This is a genomic window from Pseudoalteromonas sp. CO109Y, from assembly GCF_004208935.1.
Classification (GTDB): Bacteria; Pseudomonadota; Gammaproteobacteria; order Enterobacterales; family Alteromonadaceae; genus Pseudoalteromonas; species Pseudoalteromonas shioyasakiensis.
Genome location: NZ_SGPD01000030.1, coordinates 1 through 16,308, shown reverse-complemented (window position 1 = coordinate 16,308; position 16,308 = coordinate 1). Strand labels below are relative to the sequence as shown.

Sequence of the window (16,308 nt, the reverse complement as noted above, 5' to 3'; positions counted from 1 at the left end):
AAGATTCCAGTGATTCGTGTTAAACAGACGTAAATAGTCGACTAATGCCACGCAATCGGATCAAACTGATAAAAGCCAACCAGTAAATGATAAATTTCTGGGTCAAATTGCCTGAGTTCAGCGGGTTTTTCTAAGAAGGTTTCGGTGATAACAGCAAAAAACTCTGCCTCATTGGTCGCGCCATAGCTATGAATAACATGCGGCATGCCATAAGCTAAATGGGTTTTGAGTTGATTAAACGCGCGGCTAAATACTTTTGCCCACTTTTGGTAATCTTCGTTACTCGAAAGCAGTGGTGTACCCGTGGTTTTACCGGTTTCTTGGTCGAGCTGATGGGCAAATTCATGAAATACTAAATTATGACCATCACTTGGTAAGCGGTTCCCCTCAAGGACATCATGCCAACTCAATACCAAGGTTCCACCCGGCCATGATTCACCTTGACGCACGGTATTGTGATAACTGACAAGCCCAGCATTATCACGAGAAGTTTGCGGGGCATAATACGCGCTTGGGTATAAAAGGATCTCTTTTACATTGCGATACAATGGCCACGGTTTATTAAGCACTAAAACACAGGCATCTGCCGCTACAATCAGCTTCATTGCATCATTAAGCTTAAGACCATCACAACCAATAAAGCGTTTTTCATTTAAAAACCAAACGATGTGACGCTCCAACTTTTCACGATCGGCATCCGTCATCTTTCGGTAGATAGGCATATATTTTAACAGCAGATTTTTTTGCTGAACATTGAGGGAATTATTAAGGTATTTTTTCTGCCAAAAGTGATTACGGATATCCTCCCAGCGCCAGTAACACACAACAAAAATTATTAAAAAAAGTATCAAAACCAGGTTAAGCATTACTATCGCCTAAAAAACAATCTTGATACTTTAATGTGTGCAAACAAAAAAAGATCAATTGTTTACACACATTTTTATTTTTAAAGCTGATTAATCGAGCGTAATACAGCCTTGATTATAAATAAAAATTTGGTTTCGACCGTTATTCTTTGCATTGTATAAAGCGTTATCGGCATGTGATAGCAAGCGGTCATAATCAGCAACTTGCGCGTTATCTGCTACACCAAAACTTACCGTTACAGAAAGGCTATCTGCTAATTCTGAGAAATCGTAACCCGCTATCTCTAAACGGATAATTTCACACAATCTTGCGGCTTCTTCAGCATTTTTGTATGGGAACAACAAGGTAAATTCTTCACCGCCCCAACGCGCCGCATAACCTTCATCAGGAAAATTCATACGCAGCAAACGAGCAATTTCACAAATCACTTTATCACCAATTAAGTGCGAGAAGTTGTCATTAATGAGTTTGAAGTGATCAATATCCATAATGGCAATACTAAGCGTTTTATTGTCACGCTGAAACTGATTAAAGTTTTCAGACAGCCACATATCGAAAGCGCGTCTATTCGGTAATTGCGTTAATTGGTCATGATTCGCTAAATGAGCAAAAGCATCAGCTTGCGTTTGTAAATCATGCATTTGCTGTTCAACTTTTTCAGTTAACTCAATTTCGATGCGCTTATAGTGATATAAGCGGTATTTATAAATAGCATAAGCAGCAAAAAGCACAGCAATTAAGATAAATAACTTAAAGCTGGTTTTTTGCCAAAAATAAGGGGCAATTTTAAAACGCAGCACTTGCTCATTATTTTGCCAGTCACTATTTGGGTAACCTGCGCGCACTTTAAAGGTATAGTCACCCGGGGGTAAATTGGTGTACTCGGTAATGGCCAAGCGCCCCCTGTCTACCCATTGTTGATTGTAACCACTAAGTTGAGTTTGGTAATTTAACCGCCCAGGCATGATAAAACTTAGCCCAGCGTAGTTAAACGAAACACGAGAAACACCAGCAGGTAAGCTCAAAACCTCATTACCAACAGGTAAAGTCATGGGTTTGCCATCGACTTCAAAGCTTTCAATAACCGTCGATAAACGGCGTTTACTGGCTTCTTTTAAGCGTTCTGGTGTCGCAATAGCGACGCCTTTGGCTGTTGCAACCCATACTTGACCATCTGAATGAAGCACAGCAGCAGGGTTTGAACCGCCATTTGCTTGCGCGCTTAGCATGCCGTCGCCTTCATCATAAAGCTGCATCGAAACACTCATTGGTTGAACTTTTTCAGGGTTATCTAAAAGTGCAACTAACTGAGCTTTGTTCACCTGAATAACACCGCGGTTACTGGTCAACCATAATGAGTCACCTTGCTCAATCACTTGGAACAGCTTATCGACCGGTAAACCTTGGTCTCGACCAAACAAGCTCATTTTATCTGTGCTGAGATTGTAACGAACGAGGCCTCTATCGGTTGCAAGCCACATTTTATCGCCATCTAAGTAAAAGCCGAATGCATACTCAGTACTGAACTGCTTTGGAAACTCGAGAGTTTTAAATTGCTCAGTAGCTGGGTCATAAATGGACACACCCACTCCCGTGCCAACCCACAACCTGCCATGATCGTCCTCGACAATGGCCATAATAAAATCACCAATTAAGCCATTTTCTGTGGTGAATAATTCAGTTTTCCCTGCAGGGTCAATTTTGGTTAAACCACCAGCGGTGCCAATCCATAAGTTATCCGCTTTATCAAAAAACACAGCGCGAACTTCGTTGCTGATCAGGCCATTACTGCGGTTTTTTACAGGGTAAATTTGTCCATTAACCACTTTCATTAAACCGGCAGTGTAAGTACCTACCCATACTCCGCCCTGCTTATCTTCCGTTAAACTTAATACCGATAGTGGATCTTTTTCATAGGCTTGAGTAAGGGTTGTGAGCTTGCCATTTTCAATACGATTTAAGCCATTACTACTGCCCACCCATAAGCTGCCATTAGAATGCGATAACACGGTACGCACATAGTCAGATGCAAGCCCACGACTTTGGCTCCAATTTGTAAATGGCGCTTCACGCAAGCGAAATAATCCGGCATTCGTGCCAACCCAAATACTTTTTTCGCGGTCTTGCAGTAAAGATAAAATACGGTTGTTGGGTAAGCCATCATCTGCGGCTAAGTTTTCAAGGCCTAAACTGCTGAGTCTGAACACCCCTTTATTGATGGTGCCAAACCACAAATCGCCCTGCGCATCTTCGAGTAAGCTGGCAATTGATTCGTTGTTAAGGACAGGATCAATAGCAACAAACTTATCGTTTTGCTTTTGCCATGCCCCTTTTTCAGTGCCGACAATTAAAGTGCCCGACTGAGTAAGTAATAAGGTAAACACAGAGGCATTAGGGAGCCCAGAGTTTTCACTGACCTTACTGACTTGCTTATTCTTTATTTGATAAAGGCCATCACTAGTCGCAACCCAAATAGTCCCTGTTTTGTCTTGTAAAAGACGGTATGCGCTTAGCTTATCAAGCAGTTTTTGCTCAGTGGCAGTTTCAGAAGCCCGGTAAACAATGCCTTGCCCTTCAAGTGCCAGCCATAGCTCACCTTGTTCAGTAACGAGCGCATGATTGACCATGGCTGATGAACTTGGTAATGCTCGCCATCCACCTTGTGAGCGAAGCGCAATACCGCCACGGGCACCCACTATATATAAATCACCATTATCCATCGGAATCAGGCTGCGTAGGCCTGAGTCAGGTAAGCCAGGAATTTCTGTCCGAGTAAAGAGTTTAAACTCGCGACCATTAAAGCGAGCAAGCCCTTCCCAAGTCGCTATCCAAATGTAACCATCTTTGGTTTGTGTAACGCCATTAATGCTATTATGAGGAAGGCCGGCGCGAGTGCTCCAAGTCTCTGTAAAATAATCACTTAAAGAGAGGCGTGCAGAATCAGCAAAAACGCTGAAACTCAATAAAAGAAAAATACAACTAACTACCCGCACCATAAAACTAAAACCCTGATATTTATTATCGTTCTATTCAGTGATGTAGCTCTGTGAAGCCAAAGTCATCCCTAACTTCAGATAATACTACATTAGTTGCAATTTTTACTCACTTTAATGACATTTAGCAACAATCAATTACAAAAATTCGTAATTTTTTCTTGCAGTATTTTCACAAATCGCGCCACATGCAAGCCATCCATCAAAGCATGATGCACATCAATTGAAAGCGGCATCTTGCCAGTTTGTGAATCATATTGACCAAACACAAACTTAGGAATACCAAGGCCATGCCCCTCACTTACAGCATGCGAGAAGCCGGTAAAGTTTAACCATGGAAGTACTGAGATATGAATAAGGTCAGGCTGCCCTTCTGTTGCAGCAAATGCATCAGAAAAAAATGGTTTTGCTTTACTTGTTTTACCCACAGCAATCGCGTGTTTTGAAAAATCTTCCATCGACGCTTGTTTTTCAAAATAACTAAAGCGAAATGTTTCATCTTCTGCAAGCTCGACCACACTGCCTCTTACCGATGACAGCTGTACCGGCAACGAGTCAATAATACGTTGACGCATTGGTGCATAGTCATGACATGCTTCAAGTGTTAGGTAAACATAGCTGTGAAAGAACGAATACGGTTCTGCTTTGCACTTGTTGTAAAGAGCCGCCATGTCGAGTGAAACACATACATTAAAATATGGCAGAGAAAATTCTTTGAAAAAAGCGAAATGCTGTTTGCGAGGCCAAGTAGCTATATCAATAGGTGTGATTTCACAAGATGGAGTTTTCATTAGGTGTCCTCGAGATTTAAAAACCGAGTTTACCTAGCCTGCGTGACTTCGTCACCTTGATGCGATAAATAACAGAGACAAAAAAGGTGCGACTTGCGCACCTTTTTACCTGTAAATTTATCGATTTACTAAATTATAAGCCGTTTTCGATGATTTCTAATGCTAGTTCATCGGCAATTAAATGCGTCGACTTCTGCTCTTTTTCAGAACGTGCGAAGATTTCTGTTAGCGTATCAAAAATGCCTTCAACGTGTTTCGTTGATGCTTCTGCACTATAACCTTCTGGTGCTGTTTCGTAGTAAACGTTGATGATACCACCTGCGTTAATTACGTAATCTGGTGCGTATAAGATACCTTTTTCGCGGATGATCTCACCGTGACGAGACTCTGCTAATTGGTTATTCGCACAACCTGCAATAATTGTTGCTTTTAAACGCGGGATAGTCGTGTCATTTACCGTTGCGCCAAGTGCACATGGTGCATACACATCAACATCTAAGTCGTAGATTTCATCAATACCCACAGCCGTTGCATTGAAGTCATTTACAACACGCTCAACAGCTTGCTCGTTGATATCTGTTACAAATAATGTTGCGCCCGCTTCATGTAGGTGTTTACAAAGGCCATATGCTACTGCACCTAAACCTTGCACGGCTACTTTGATACCAGCAAGATCTTGATGACCTCGTTGATGTTGTAAAGCGGCTTTAATACCTAAGAATGTACCATATGCTGTGAACGGTGAAGGGTTACCACTTTTACCTTCAAGGCCTAATACATAGTTAGTTTCTTTATTCATGATAGCCACATCATCACAAGTGATGTTTACATCTTCAGCTGAATAGTAGCTACCGCTTAAACGCTCTAACTGACGACCAAATGCACGGAAAAGTTGCTCTGATTTAATTTCTTTAGCATTACCGATGATCACTGACTTACCGCCACCAAATGGTAAACGTGCCACAGCATTTTTGTAGGTCATACCTTTTGATAAACGAAGTGCATCAGTAACAGCATCTTCATCAGTTGTGTAGTCCCACATTCTGCAACCACCAACCGCTGGACCTAACTTGGTATTGTGTACCGCGATAATAGCTTTTAGGCCTGATTCTTTATCTGAACAAAACACCACTTGCTCGTGGTTATCAAAGTCGACTTTATTAAATACAGCCACAGTTAAATACTCCGAAATTTTCTTACCCTAAGGGGTGTGAGCGCTGAAAGTGCCGAGACTTTATCACTTCGTTTGCTCCCTTGCCACTAAATGAGATGATAAAACTAAGCAAAGTTCTCAGGCCGAAATAACAACTCAAAAACTAACACTTTATGGAAAAAATATACCAATCAATGTACGCATTAAGCATTGTTAATTCAAAACAAAATATTAACATTACTAACTTTATTACGTGAACGTAAAGGTAAAGTATAGCGTAAAGAAAAAGTGACAAGAAAAATGTGCCGATCAAGCCAAGTAAAATCGGCTTTTAAAGAGATGTTGGAGAAATAGCTGAGACTGGTCAGAGCTGAAAAAAAACGGCGCAGGTGCGCCGTTTTTCAAGAGAGTTGCAAGATGGTTACTTTAATTTGCCATCAAGTTCTTCGATTTTTGCTTTCCAAATAGCAGGGCCTTGCGTATGCGCATTGGCGCCTTCACTATCAACAGCAACCGTTACTGGCATATCTTCTACTTCAAACTCGTAGATTGCTTCCATACCTAAATCTTCGAACGCAACAACACGTGCTTTCTTAATTGCTTTAGATACAAGGTATGCTGCACCACCTACTGCCATTAAGTAGATAGATTTATTGTTTTTGATTGATTCAACTGTAGCAGGACCACGCTCTGCTTTACCAATCATACCGATAATGCCCGTTTTTTCTAACATCATATCAGTGAATTTATCCATACGAGTCGCAGTTGTAGGGCCAGCAGGACCTACCGCTTCATCACCCACTGCATCTACAGGGCCAACGTAGTAGATAAACTTGTTATCAAAATCAACGCCTTCAGGTAAACCTTCACCTGATTGGATCATATCTTGTAGACGTTTATGCGCGGCATCACGACCCGTTAAGATAGTACCAGACAGAAGAACAGTTTCACCCATCTTCCATTCTTGCGTGTCTTCTTTAGTCAGTGTGTTTAAATCAACACGACGTGTACCTTCACCTACTTCAAATGTAACTTCTGGCCAATCTTCAAGTTTAGGCGCTTTAAGATCAGCTGGGCCTGAACCATCTAACGTGAAATGAACGTGACGAGTTGCCGCACAGTTCGGGATCATAACCACTGGTTTTGATGCTGCGTGAGTCGGTGCCGTTTTAACTTTCACATCAACTACGGTTGTTAAACCACCTAGGCCTTGTGCACCAATACCTAATTTATTAGCACGTTCGAAGATATCGATTCGCATTTTTTCTTCAGTTGTTTCTGCGCCGCGCTCAATCAGCTCGTGAATATCAACCGGATCCATTAATGATTCTTTAGCAAGTACCGCAGCTTTTTCTGCAGTACCACCAATACCTATACCTAGCATGCCAGGTGGACACCAGCCCGCACCCATTGTTGGTAATGTTTTTTCAACCCATGCAGCCACATCATCAGATGGGTTAAGCATAACCATTTTCGTTTTATTTTCTGAGCCGCCGCCCTTCGCTGCCACCATTACTTCTACTTCAGCACCTGGCACTAAGTCGATATGAACAACTGATGGAGTATTGTCTTTGGTGTTTTTACGCGTACCAGCAGGGTCTGCAACAATTGATGCACGTAATGGGTTATCTGGGTTTAAGTATGCGCGACGTGTACCTTCATCAACCATTTGCTGAACAGTCATGTCTGTTTTATCCCACTTAACATCCATACCTACTTTTACGAAACAAGTAATGATACCTGTATCTTGGCACAGTGGACGTTTACCTTCAGCAGACATACGAGAGTTAATTAAAATTTGCGCAATGGCATCTTTTGCCGCTTTGCTTTGCTCTTTGTTGTAAGCTTTTTCTAAGGCTTGTACGAAATCGAGAGGGTGATAAAAAGAAATGTATTGCAATGCATCTTCAATGCTATCAATGAAGTCTTGCTGACGAATTGTACTCATTACGGGTTCCTTAAGTTTTTATCGCGTAGCGCTGTACGTGATCCTGAGTAAACCGGTGACGAAGATTTACTCTACGGGTTAGTCATGGCATCACTATAAAGGAAATCATAACGCTGCCAATCAAATTTAACTTATGATACCCTCCTCGCCCGTTTCGGGCTAGTTATTCAGGGCAATGTAGATGATAAACGATGAAAATTTGTGCATTAAATTAGATTTAAGTGGTGATTGCATCGCGCTATTTAGTCATTTTGCTCATTTGCCCCATGCTGTGTTGCTCGATTCAGCCAATAGCGAGCATGTAAATAGCCGCTTCGATATCATTGCCATTGCGCCATTAAAGCAATTAGAAGTGCGTGAAAATACATGCTTTCTCGACGGCAAGGCGCAATCAAGTGATTGTTTTAGCTTGATGAAAGAAGGCCTTCAGGAATTTAATCACACAGCTAACCCTAATAACCTCCCTTTTACAGGAGGTTGGCTTGGCTATTTTGGTTATGACTTAGGTCGTGTGATTGAAAGCATGCCAAGTGCTGCCGAAAACGACATTAACATGCCGCAAATGGCTGTAGGCCTTTATCCAGATGCGCTTATTTATGATAAGCAACAGCAAAGCTGGTTTTACGTCTGTCAGCCAAATCATAATCGCTTAGCGCTATATCAGCAGCAGCTAAACGAAACACCAACAAATGCAGAGTTTGCGCTACAAAGCGACTGGCAATCAAACATGAGTAAAGCCAGCTACAGCGAAAAGTTCGAGAAAATTCAAGCTTATTTAAAAAGTGGTGACTGCTACCAGATAAACCTTGCACAGCGTTTTAAAGCTGAATTTTCAGGTTCAACATGGCAAGCATATAAACAACTTCGAGAAGCGAATAAAGCTCCATTTTCAAGCTATATAAATCACCCTGATGGCGCTATTTTATCTATTTCACCAGAGCGTTTTATTTCGATTAATCAGGGCCAAATAGAAACCAAGCCAATTAAAGGAACGCTCCCTCGTTTGGCTGACTCTGAACAAGACCAAGCGCAAGCAACTCGTTTACAGCAATCAGAAAAAGACCGCGCAGAAAATGTCATGATTGTTGATCTGCTGCGCAACGATTTAGGCAAAGTGGCTCGTCCAGGTAGTGTCACCGTACCCTCGTTATTTGCCATTGAAAGCTTTCCGGCTGTACATCATTTAGTAAGTACTGTGCGCGCAGAATTAGCGGATGGCAAAGATGCCGTTGACCAAATTCATGCCGCTTTCCCGGGTGGTTCAATTACCGGAGCACCGAAAATTCGCGCTATGGAAATTATTGAAGAACTCGAACCTCATCGCCGAAGTGTGTACTGCGGCTCAATTGGTTATTTAAGTGCCTGTGGCAACATGGATACCAGTATCACAATTCGTACTTTAGTGTGCCACAAAGGTGCAATCTATTGCTGGGCTGGCGGTGGCATTGTGGCTGATTCAAAGGTCGACTTGGAGTACCAAGAAACTTACGATAAAGTAAATAAAATACTGCCTTTATTAAAGTAAAAGTTGAAGTAACTACCTTGAATAGCCAGCAAATAATTGCCCGTTTTAGTTTAAGTCAAACCACAGAGCGCCCAGCAACCATTCGCTTTAATGCCGAAAAGCGTGCCAGTGCCGTAATGTTACCTCTGCTTGATGTTAACGACGAAGCGCATTTGTTGCTGTGCAAGCGACCTAGTTATTTACTTCATCACCCGGGGGAGATTTGCTTACCGGGTGGCAAGTATGAAGAACAAGATGACACGTTAATGCACACCGCTCTTCGAGAGCTTAATGAAGAGCTTAACATTGCGACACACCAAGTGACTGTCCACGGTAAATTACATCAGTACGCGACCCTAACCGGTTTCACTATTGAGCCTTTTGTGTGTGTGCTTAGTGAAGGCACAACGTGGCAAGCAGATCCCAACGAAGTGGCTGCCAGCTTTTTACTGCCCTTATCTTATTTAAGTAATCAACAAAATTGGCAACCCCTTCCCTTTGAGCGAAATGGTAAAACCATTACTTTGCAAGGTTTGATGACCCCCCATGGACTGCTTTGGGGAGCAACAGCGAGCATAATTAATAACTTTATAAAACAGCTCGCCCTACCAGTTTAATTATCCTGCTTTTAGGGTTACACAGGCACGTTTAAACGTTATCATGTGGCACCGTTCAAAGGCAGGTAGTATGCCGTTAATAGAAAAATGAGTAGCAAATTATGATCAGTGCATTCGATATGTTTAGTATTGGTATTGGCCCATCGTCATCTCACACTGTTGGCCCAATGCGCGCTTCGCGTTTATTTGTAAACGAACTAGAAGAAAAAAACTTACTTGCAAACGTCACCGATATTAAAGTTGAGCTATTTGGCTCACTCGGTCAAACAGGTATTGGCCACGGCTCTGGTAAAGCTGTGATCTTAGGCCTTGCCGGTTATGATCCAGAAACCATTGATGCTGATTTAGTCGACGATATCCTCGCGAAAATCGAAAAAGAGCAGGTTATTTATTTAAACCAAAGCCATAAAGCCAATTTCCCTAAACAAGGTGCGATTGTATTCCATCGTCGTAAAACATTACCAAAACATTCAAATGCAATGGAAATCATTGCCAGCCAAAATGGTGAAAAGTTATTCAGTAAAGTGTATTACTCAATCGGTGGCGGCTTTATCGTCAGTGATGATGAGTTCGAGAACGAAAAGCAAAAAGCACTCGAAATCCGCGAAGAAAACCCAGCACCTTATCCGTTTAACACGGCAAAAGAGTTATTAGAACTGTGCCGTGAGTCAGGTTTTAGTGTATCAACGCTTATGATGCACAACGAAAAAACCCTGCGCAGTGAGAAAGACATCAAAGATGAGCTGTTTAATATTTGGCAAGTAATGAAGGCCTGTATTGAACGTGGTATGCGTACAGAGGGTATCTTACCAGGCGGGTTAAAGGTAAAGCGTCGCGCCCCTAGTTTACACCTTAAGTTAAATATTGAGGTAAACAACGACCCATTACGTGCTATGGATTGGGTTGATTTATTTGCCCTTGCAGTAAACGAAGAGAACGCTGCCGGCGGCCGTGTTGTTACCGCACCAACCAATGGTGCTGCAGGTATTTTGCCAGCGGTATTAATGTATTATCACACTTTCATTAAAGAAGTAGACCGTGATATTGCAACTCGTTACTTATTAACGGCGGCAGCAATTGGTATTTTATATAAAAAGAACGCGTCAATTTCGGGTGCTGAAGTAGGTTGCCAAGGTGAAGTGGGCGTTGCTTGCTCAATGGCAGCCGGTGCACTAACTGAAATCATGGGTGGTAATGTTGTACAGGTTGAAAACGCTGCTGAAATCGGCATGGAGCACAACCTAGGCCTAACCTGTGACCCTGTTGGCGGCCTTGTACAAGTACCGTGTATTGAACGTAATGCGATGGGCTCAATTAAAGCAATTAATGCGTCACGCCTTGCAATGCGTGGTTCTGGCGAGCAAAAAGTGACCCTTGATAAGGTAATTAAAACCATGCTCGACACAGGTAATGATATGAAAACGAAATACAAAGAAACCGCTCGCGGTGGCTTAGCAGTTAATATCATCGAGTGTTAATTTACAGCACGTTTTCAGCATAATAAAAAGCCGCTTTAAAGCGGCTTTTTTATCTCTATTTTACTGGTAACTCAATGTTTTCGAAGAGTTTATCAACATCTTCTTGGTTACGTAATAAGCTTGCTCGCTCAACCAGCTCTTTCGTTAAGTGCGGTGCAAAACGCTCTATAAAATCATACATGTAGCTGCGTAAAAAGCTGCCCTTTCTGAAACCAATTTTAGTGGTGCTCGCTTCAAATAAGTGGCTTGCATCAATACACACTAAATCAGTATCGGTTATTTGATCAATCGCCATTGACGCAACAACACCCACACCTAGCCCTAAACGAACATAAGTTTTGATTACATCAGCATCTGTTGCAGTAAAAACAATATGCGGCTCAAGACCATGTGCATTGAAGGCCTTATCTAACTCAGAACGACCAGTAAAACCAAACACATAAGTAATAAGTGGGTATTTAGCCACATCGGCAACCGTTAAATTATCAGCCTTTTGCGCAAGCGGGTGTGTTTTTGCCACAACAATACTGCGATTCCAGTGATAGCACGGCAACATAACTAAATCAGAATATAAATGCAGCGCCTCAGTCGCAATGGCAAAGTCAGCATCACCGCGTGCTGCCGCATCAGAAATCTGCTGTGGCGTACCCTGATGCATGTGCAAAGACACTGCCGGGTACTTTTTCATAAAGCCTTGAATAACATTCGGTAATGCGTAACGAGCCTGAGTATGAGTGGTGGCAATGTTAAGTTTACCTTGATCAGGCAAGGTATGCTCATTGGCAACCGCTTTAATACCTTCAACTTTCGACAGTATTTCTCGTGAAATATTAATAATTTCGTTACCGGCACTGGTTACATGGGTAAGGTGTTTGCCACTACGGCCAAAGATCTGTACACCCAGTTCGTCTTCAAGCATACGAACTTGTTTCGAGATCCCCGGTTGCGAGGTAAATAAACTTTCGGCTGTCGCAGAGACATTCAGTTTATGATTTTGGACTTCGACTATATATCTGAGTTGTTGTAGTTTCATGGCTGCATTGTAAACGTTGTTATTGTTTATTTATAAAGGCTGCAAAGCGCAATGCCAAGCGATATTTCATCGCGCTATACATTTATATCGATTGTTTCTAAGGCTAACACATTAAATTACTGCTCGGTAGCCGTGTTTACTCGCAAAATATTCAATAAAGGTGCTAGTTTAGCGCTATACTCGTTATAAAGTAGTAATCGTAATAAGTTTATTCGAGATAACTACCGCAAAACTGTTCAGATCTAATCTTTTTAAGGTAAGATAAAAAAATTAGATAGTTAAAACTGAGATTTAGTAATGATTGTTTCTATCATCATCATGCTCATTGTTGCATTAATCGTGATCGCATTATGGGTCAGCGCTGTGCAGCAACATAAAGAAAAACAAGAAGCAGAGCGCCGTAAAGAGCTTACAAAACAAAAAAAAATCATTGAAGAGGCAGAAGATGTACTGCTTAACAGTGCCAATATCCCCATGTCTGAAAATATTCTGCGTATTATTCAGCGCCGTATTTATGATGCACTTGTTTCAATGGTTGAGCTTTCTCCAAGTTCAAAAGAATTAAAAAACAGACTAAAAGAATCTAAAGAGCGTTTAGCCTCTCCTATCGAAGCAAATAATAGCGATGCATTAGCACTACCAGATAACGACAAACAATTAATAGCTCTAATTCAAGGTATAAAGAAATTACGAGCAGTACTTCGCTCAGAGCATGGTAAAGGCAAAGTAGATAGCCAAGTATTTGTTGCTGAAGATAAACGCCTTGAAAAATTGCAGTTAAGAATCAATGTAGAAAGCCAAATTAAGCGCGGGATTTCAGCTCGCTCAGCAAATATGGTGGGCTCTGCCAGACAGTATTTTGAAAAAGCACTAGCAACACTGACCTCAGTTAGCTATAGCGATGAATATGTAAACTCGAAAAGACAAGAAGTTGAAGGCTATTTAGAAACGATTAGCTCTGAGTTGAAAGCATCAAATGCAACGTCACTAAAGAAGAAAGCAGAACAAGAGCAGGACGATTTAGACGTATTATTCGCACCAAAGAAAAAGTGGTAAACCACTTTTTCTTTGCTTTGTGCAAGTTAAGATAAAAACGCAAACTTAACAATAAACAGCGCTGTTAATACCCACACACTAATACTGATTTCATCTTTTTTACCACATACCAACTTCACGGCAGTATACGAGATAAAACCAAGGGCGATACCGTGCGCAATCGAGAAAGTTAACGGCGTCATCAATAATACAACGCTCACTGGAATGGCATCTGTCATATCATCCCAATTTACTAGCTTTAAATTCTGCATCATTAACACAGCAACATATAAAATTGCACCTGCCGTTGCATAAGCTGGGATCATGCCAGCAAGTGGCGCAAAGAACATCATTAACAAGAAACAAATGCCTACAACCACAGCAGTTAGACCTGTACGGCCGCCCACAGACACACCTGCAACTGATTCAATGTAAGACGTTGTTGTTGACGTACCAAGCATTGAGCCTGCAATAGTAGCTGTACTGTCGGCACTTAGTGCGCGACCTAAACGAGGCATTTTACCTTGTTCATCAGCAATACCTGCTTTTTGCGTTACAGCAACTAAAGTGCCTGAAGTATCAAACAAATCAACAAATAAGAACGCAAAAACCACTGTTAGCATTGAGATTTCGAATGCTGCTGCAAAATCCAATTGCATAAAGGTTGGTGCAATTGAAGGCGGCATTGAAATAATCCCTTGATACTCCACAAGGTCTAAACCAAGCGCAATTGCGGTTACTAATAAAATACTGATAAGTACGCCGCTTTTCATATCGCGGTATAACAGTGCTGCAATAACAAAGAAGCTAAAAATCGCCAGTAATGGGCCAGGGGCTGTGATATCGCCTAACTGCACTAAGGTTGCAGGGCTTGCTACGATAATACCTGCATTTTTTAATGCAATAAGCGCTAAGAAAGCACCAATACCTGTGGCAATGGCACGCTTTAATACCAGAGGAATGGCATCAATGATCCACTCACGCACCTTAAATAGGCTTAAGAATAAGAAGATACAGCCAGACATAAAAACTGCACCTAATGCAGCTTCCCAAGTATAGCCCATGCCCAAAACAACACCATAAGTGAAGAAGGCGTTTAAGCCCATACCCGGAGCCAGTGCTAATGGGTAGTTTGCCCATAAACCCATAATAAAACAGCCAATTGCAGCAGCAATACAAGTTGCTACGAATGCCGCACCTTGATCCATTCCCGCTTCTGCAAGCATTGCAGGGTTAACAAATACAATGTAAACCATGGTAATGAATGTTGTGATGCCAGCAATCGTCTCGCGGCGCACAGAGGTGTTGTTTTCAGTGATTTTGAAAAGTCTTTCGAACATGTTGAACTTTAAGTTGAGATTAATTGACTAATTTTATCATATTTTATCTCAATAAGAGGACATTTTACCTTGCAATGTTCTAAACTAATAAGGTCTTTTATTTCAAGAAAATAACTAAACTATGTCTGATAATTCGCCAGTAGGCTTAGATTTAGAGCAACAGCTTGATAATGTACTTGCCTTTATTACCCAACCCGATAAAGGGTCGGCGCCAAATAAAAGTACTCAATCTGTTGAAAACGTACTAAACAAAGCTTTGTATTATTTAAAAAATGAACAGCCTCCCCTTGCTGCAAAATGGATGCGCTTAGCAGCTATGGCAGGTAACCATAGGGCGCAATTTTATATGGGGCTGTTTTTCATCAAAGGGCAAGGTGTACCGCACAGTGTTTTTCATGGCGCGGTGTGGTTAAGTCTGGCAAGTAGCCAAGGTTATGAACCTGCAACGGCTGCACTTGATGATCTTAGAAAACACATCAGTACGCGCAGATTACATGATGCGCAAAGCTATGCAGCTACCCTATATGAACAAATCCACCAGCAGCAATTTGCACATTTAATTCCTCGAGATCCTGACGCCAGCTAACACGCGTCAGGTTCTACAACTCATTAATGCTGTCTTGTCAGTTTACTCTCAAATGTGATGAGACCTCCACCAACTACAAACAATAAGATACCTATAAACTCAAGCCACACATGGCCTTTATGGGGCTTGATAATTGGTGTTTTTGAAGTAAGGCTATATAAACGCCTGCCTTGCTCGCCAGATTCTACAAACGAAATACCTTTATAGTCCGCTGAGATAATAAAATTAAAATCATGCCTGCTGATCATTTCTCGACGTTTTGCATCTATTTTCTCGCTGCTTTGTTCTACAAGTAGCGTTCGCCAATCATGAAAAATGCCATCTGGTTCACTATCTTTCACTACACCATATGATTTGTACTCATAGAACTTTGTATTGAATAGCTTTTCTTGATGCCCTAAATAAAACATGGCACAGCCTAGCGCACTTAACAGTATGGCAATATAGACGAGTGAACGCTGTTTAATGAATTGCTTATTACTTTGTTGCTTATACCAAGCTTCAATGTCAGGCACATTAATCAACCGAGCTTTATCTACAGAATGTTTTAATGGCTCCATAAATTCGCAGATTGTTAGATTGAGCGCCGTTAATATTGAACGAAATGTGTCATTCGAAGGCACTGATTTATCGTTCTCAAGTTTTGAAAGGTAACTTTGCTCTATTCCCACTTGCTCTGCAAATTCTGGTTGGCTCAGTTTTAGCTCACTGCGATAGTGTTTTAGCTGTGTTCCGAATGTACTCATAACGCATTTCCTTTTTGTTGTGGAGCCGCCATTCTTTGCTATTCATGCAGATATAAAAAGCTGAATAAATAGGAATAATGAAGAATATTAGCAAGATAGGATGAAAGATACGAGATACGAGATACGAGATACGAGATACGAGATACGAGATACGAGATACGAGATACGAGATACGAGATACGAGATACGAGATACGAGATACGAGATACGAGATACG

13 protein-coding genes are annotated in these 16,308 nt (G+C 41.5%); 5 read left to right on the top strand and 8 right to left on the bottom strand.

Annotated features, from left to right (window positions below):
- Nucleotides 1-41: 41 nt before the first annotated feature.
- From EXT43_RS11980 to EXT43_RS11960, 5 genes are all read right to left on the bottom strand, one after another.
- Nucleotides 42-866 (bottom strand): M90 family metallopeptidase, encoded by an 825-nt coding sequence (locus EXT43_RS11980; RefSeq protein ID WP_130167061.1) that lies wholly within the window; start codon nucleotides 864-866, stop codon nucleotides 42-44.
- Between the two features lie 90 nt (nucleotides 867-956).
- A complete protein-coding gene (locus tag EXT43_RS11975) occupies nucleotides 957-3,863 on the bottom strand; it encodes a ligand-binding sensor domain-containing diguanylate cyclase (RefSeq protein WP_130167060.1) in 2,907 nt (968 codons plus the stop codon).
- Nucleotides 3,864-3,994: 131 nt separating this feature from the next.
- On the bottom strand, nucleotides 3,995-4,630 hold the full coding sequence (locus EXT43_RS11970; protein ID WP_171037147.1) for a CatA-like O-acetyltransferase: 636 nt from the start codon (nucleotides 4,628-4,630) through the stop codon (nucleotides 3,995-3,997).
- A gap of 154 nt (nucleotides 4,631-4,784) precedes the next feature.
- Complete coding sequence (locus tag EXT43_RS11965; protein WP_055021514.1) at nucleotides 4,785-5,825, bottom strand: Glu/Leu/Phe/Val dehydrogenase; 1,041 nt, start codon at nucleotides 5,823-5,825, stop codon at nucleotides 4,785-4,787.
- 400 nt (nucleotides 5,826-6,225) lie between these two features.
- Nucleotides 6,226-7,752, bottom strand: a complete 1,527-nt coding sequence (locus EXT43_RS11960) for a fumarate hydratase (RefSeq protein ID WP_054551614.1) — start codon at nucleotides 7,750-7,752, stop codon at nucleotides 6,226-6,228.
- 181 nt (nucleotides 7,753-7,933) lie between these two features.
- Between EXT43_RS11960 and pabB the strand changes: the two genes are divergently transcribed.
- From pabB to EXT43_RS11945, 3 genes are all read left to right on the top strand, one after another.
- Entirely contained in the window at nucleotides 7,934-9,277 is a 1,344-nt protein-coding gene (gene pabB, locus EXT43_RS11955) for an aminodeoxychorismate synthase component I (protein ID WP_130167059.1), read from the top strand.
- Nucleotides 9,278-9,294: 17 nt separating this feature from the next.
- Nucleotides 9,295-9,873 (top strand): CoA pyrophosphatase, encoded by a 579-nt coding sequence (locus EXT43_RS11950; RefSeq protein ID WP_062566219.1) that lies wholly within the window; start codon nucleotides 9,295-9,297, stop codon nucleotides 9,871-9,873.
- 101 nt (nucleotides 9,874-9,974) lie between these two features.
- Entirely contained in the window at nucleotides 9,975-11,351 is a 1,377-nt protein-coding gene (locus tag EXT43_RS11945; RefSeq protein WP_062566218.1) for an L-serine ammonia-lyase, read from the top strand.
- A 55-nt stretch (nucleotides 11,352-11,406) separates the two neighbouring features.
- Here the strand turns inward: EXT43_RS11945 and cysB are convergent, their stop codons facing one another.
- Nucleotides 11,407-12,384 (bottom strand): HTH-type transcriptional regulator CysB, encoded by a 978-nt coding sequence (gene cysB / locus EXT43_RS11940; protein WP_054551618.1) that lies wholly within the window; start codon nucleotides 12,382-12,384, stop codon nucleotides 11,407-11,409.
- Nucleotides 12,385-12,681: 297 nt separating this feature from the next.
- On the opposite strand from cysB, the gene EXT43_RS11935 reads away from it, so the two are divergent.
- Nucleotides 12,682-13,440 (top strand): hypothetical protein, encoded by a 759-nt coding sequence (locus EXT43_RS11935; protein ID WP_130167058.1) that lies wholly within the window; start codon nucleotides 12,682-12,684, stop codon nucleotides 13,438-13,440.
- Nucleotides 13,441-13,466: 26 nt separating this feature from the next.
- Here EXT43_RS11935 and EXT43_RS11930 read toward each other — a convergent pair whose 3' ends face one another.
- Nucleotides 13,467-14,759: an NCS2 family permease gene (locus EXT43_RS11930; RefSeq protein WP_055021512.1), complete on the bottom strand. Its 1,293-nt coding sequence runs from the start codon at nucleotides 14,757-14,759 to the stop codon at nucleotides 13,467-13,469.
- Nucleotides 14,760-14,880: 121 nt separating this feature from the next.
- Between EXT43_RS11930 and EXT43_RS11925 the strand changes: the two genes are divergently transcribed.
- Nucleotides 14,881-15,345: a sel1 repeat family protein gene (locus tag EXT43_RS11925; protein WP_054551621.1), complete on the top strand. Its 465-nt coding sequence runs from the start codon at nucleotides 14,881-14,883 to the stop codon at nucleotides 15,343-15,345.
- A 23-nt stretch (nucleotides 15,346-15,368) separates the two neighbouring features.
- Here the strand turns inward: EXT43_RS11925 and EXT43_RS11920 are convergent, their stop codons facing one another.
- Nucleotides 15,369-16,091 carry a helix-turn-helix transcriptional regulator gene (locus tag EXT43_RS11920; RefSeq protein ID WP_130167057.1) on the bottom strand — a complete coding sequence of 241 codons (723 nt, stop codon included), beginning with the start codon at nucleotides 16,089-16,091 and terminating at the stop codon, nucleotides 15,369-15,371.
- Nucleotides 16,092-16,308 lie beyond the last annotated feature (217 nt).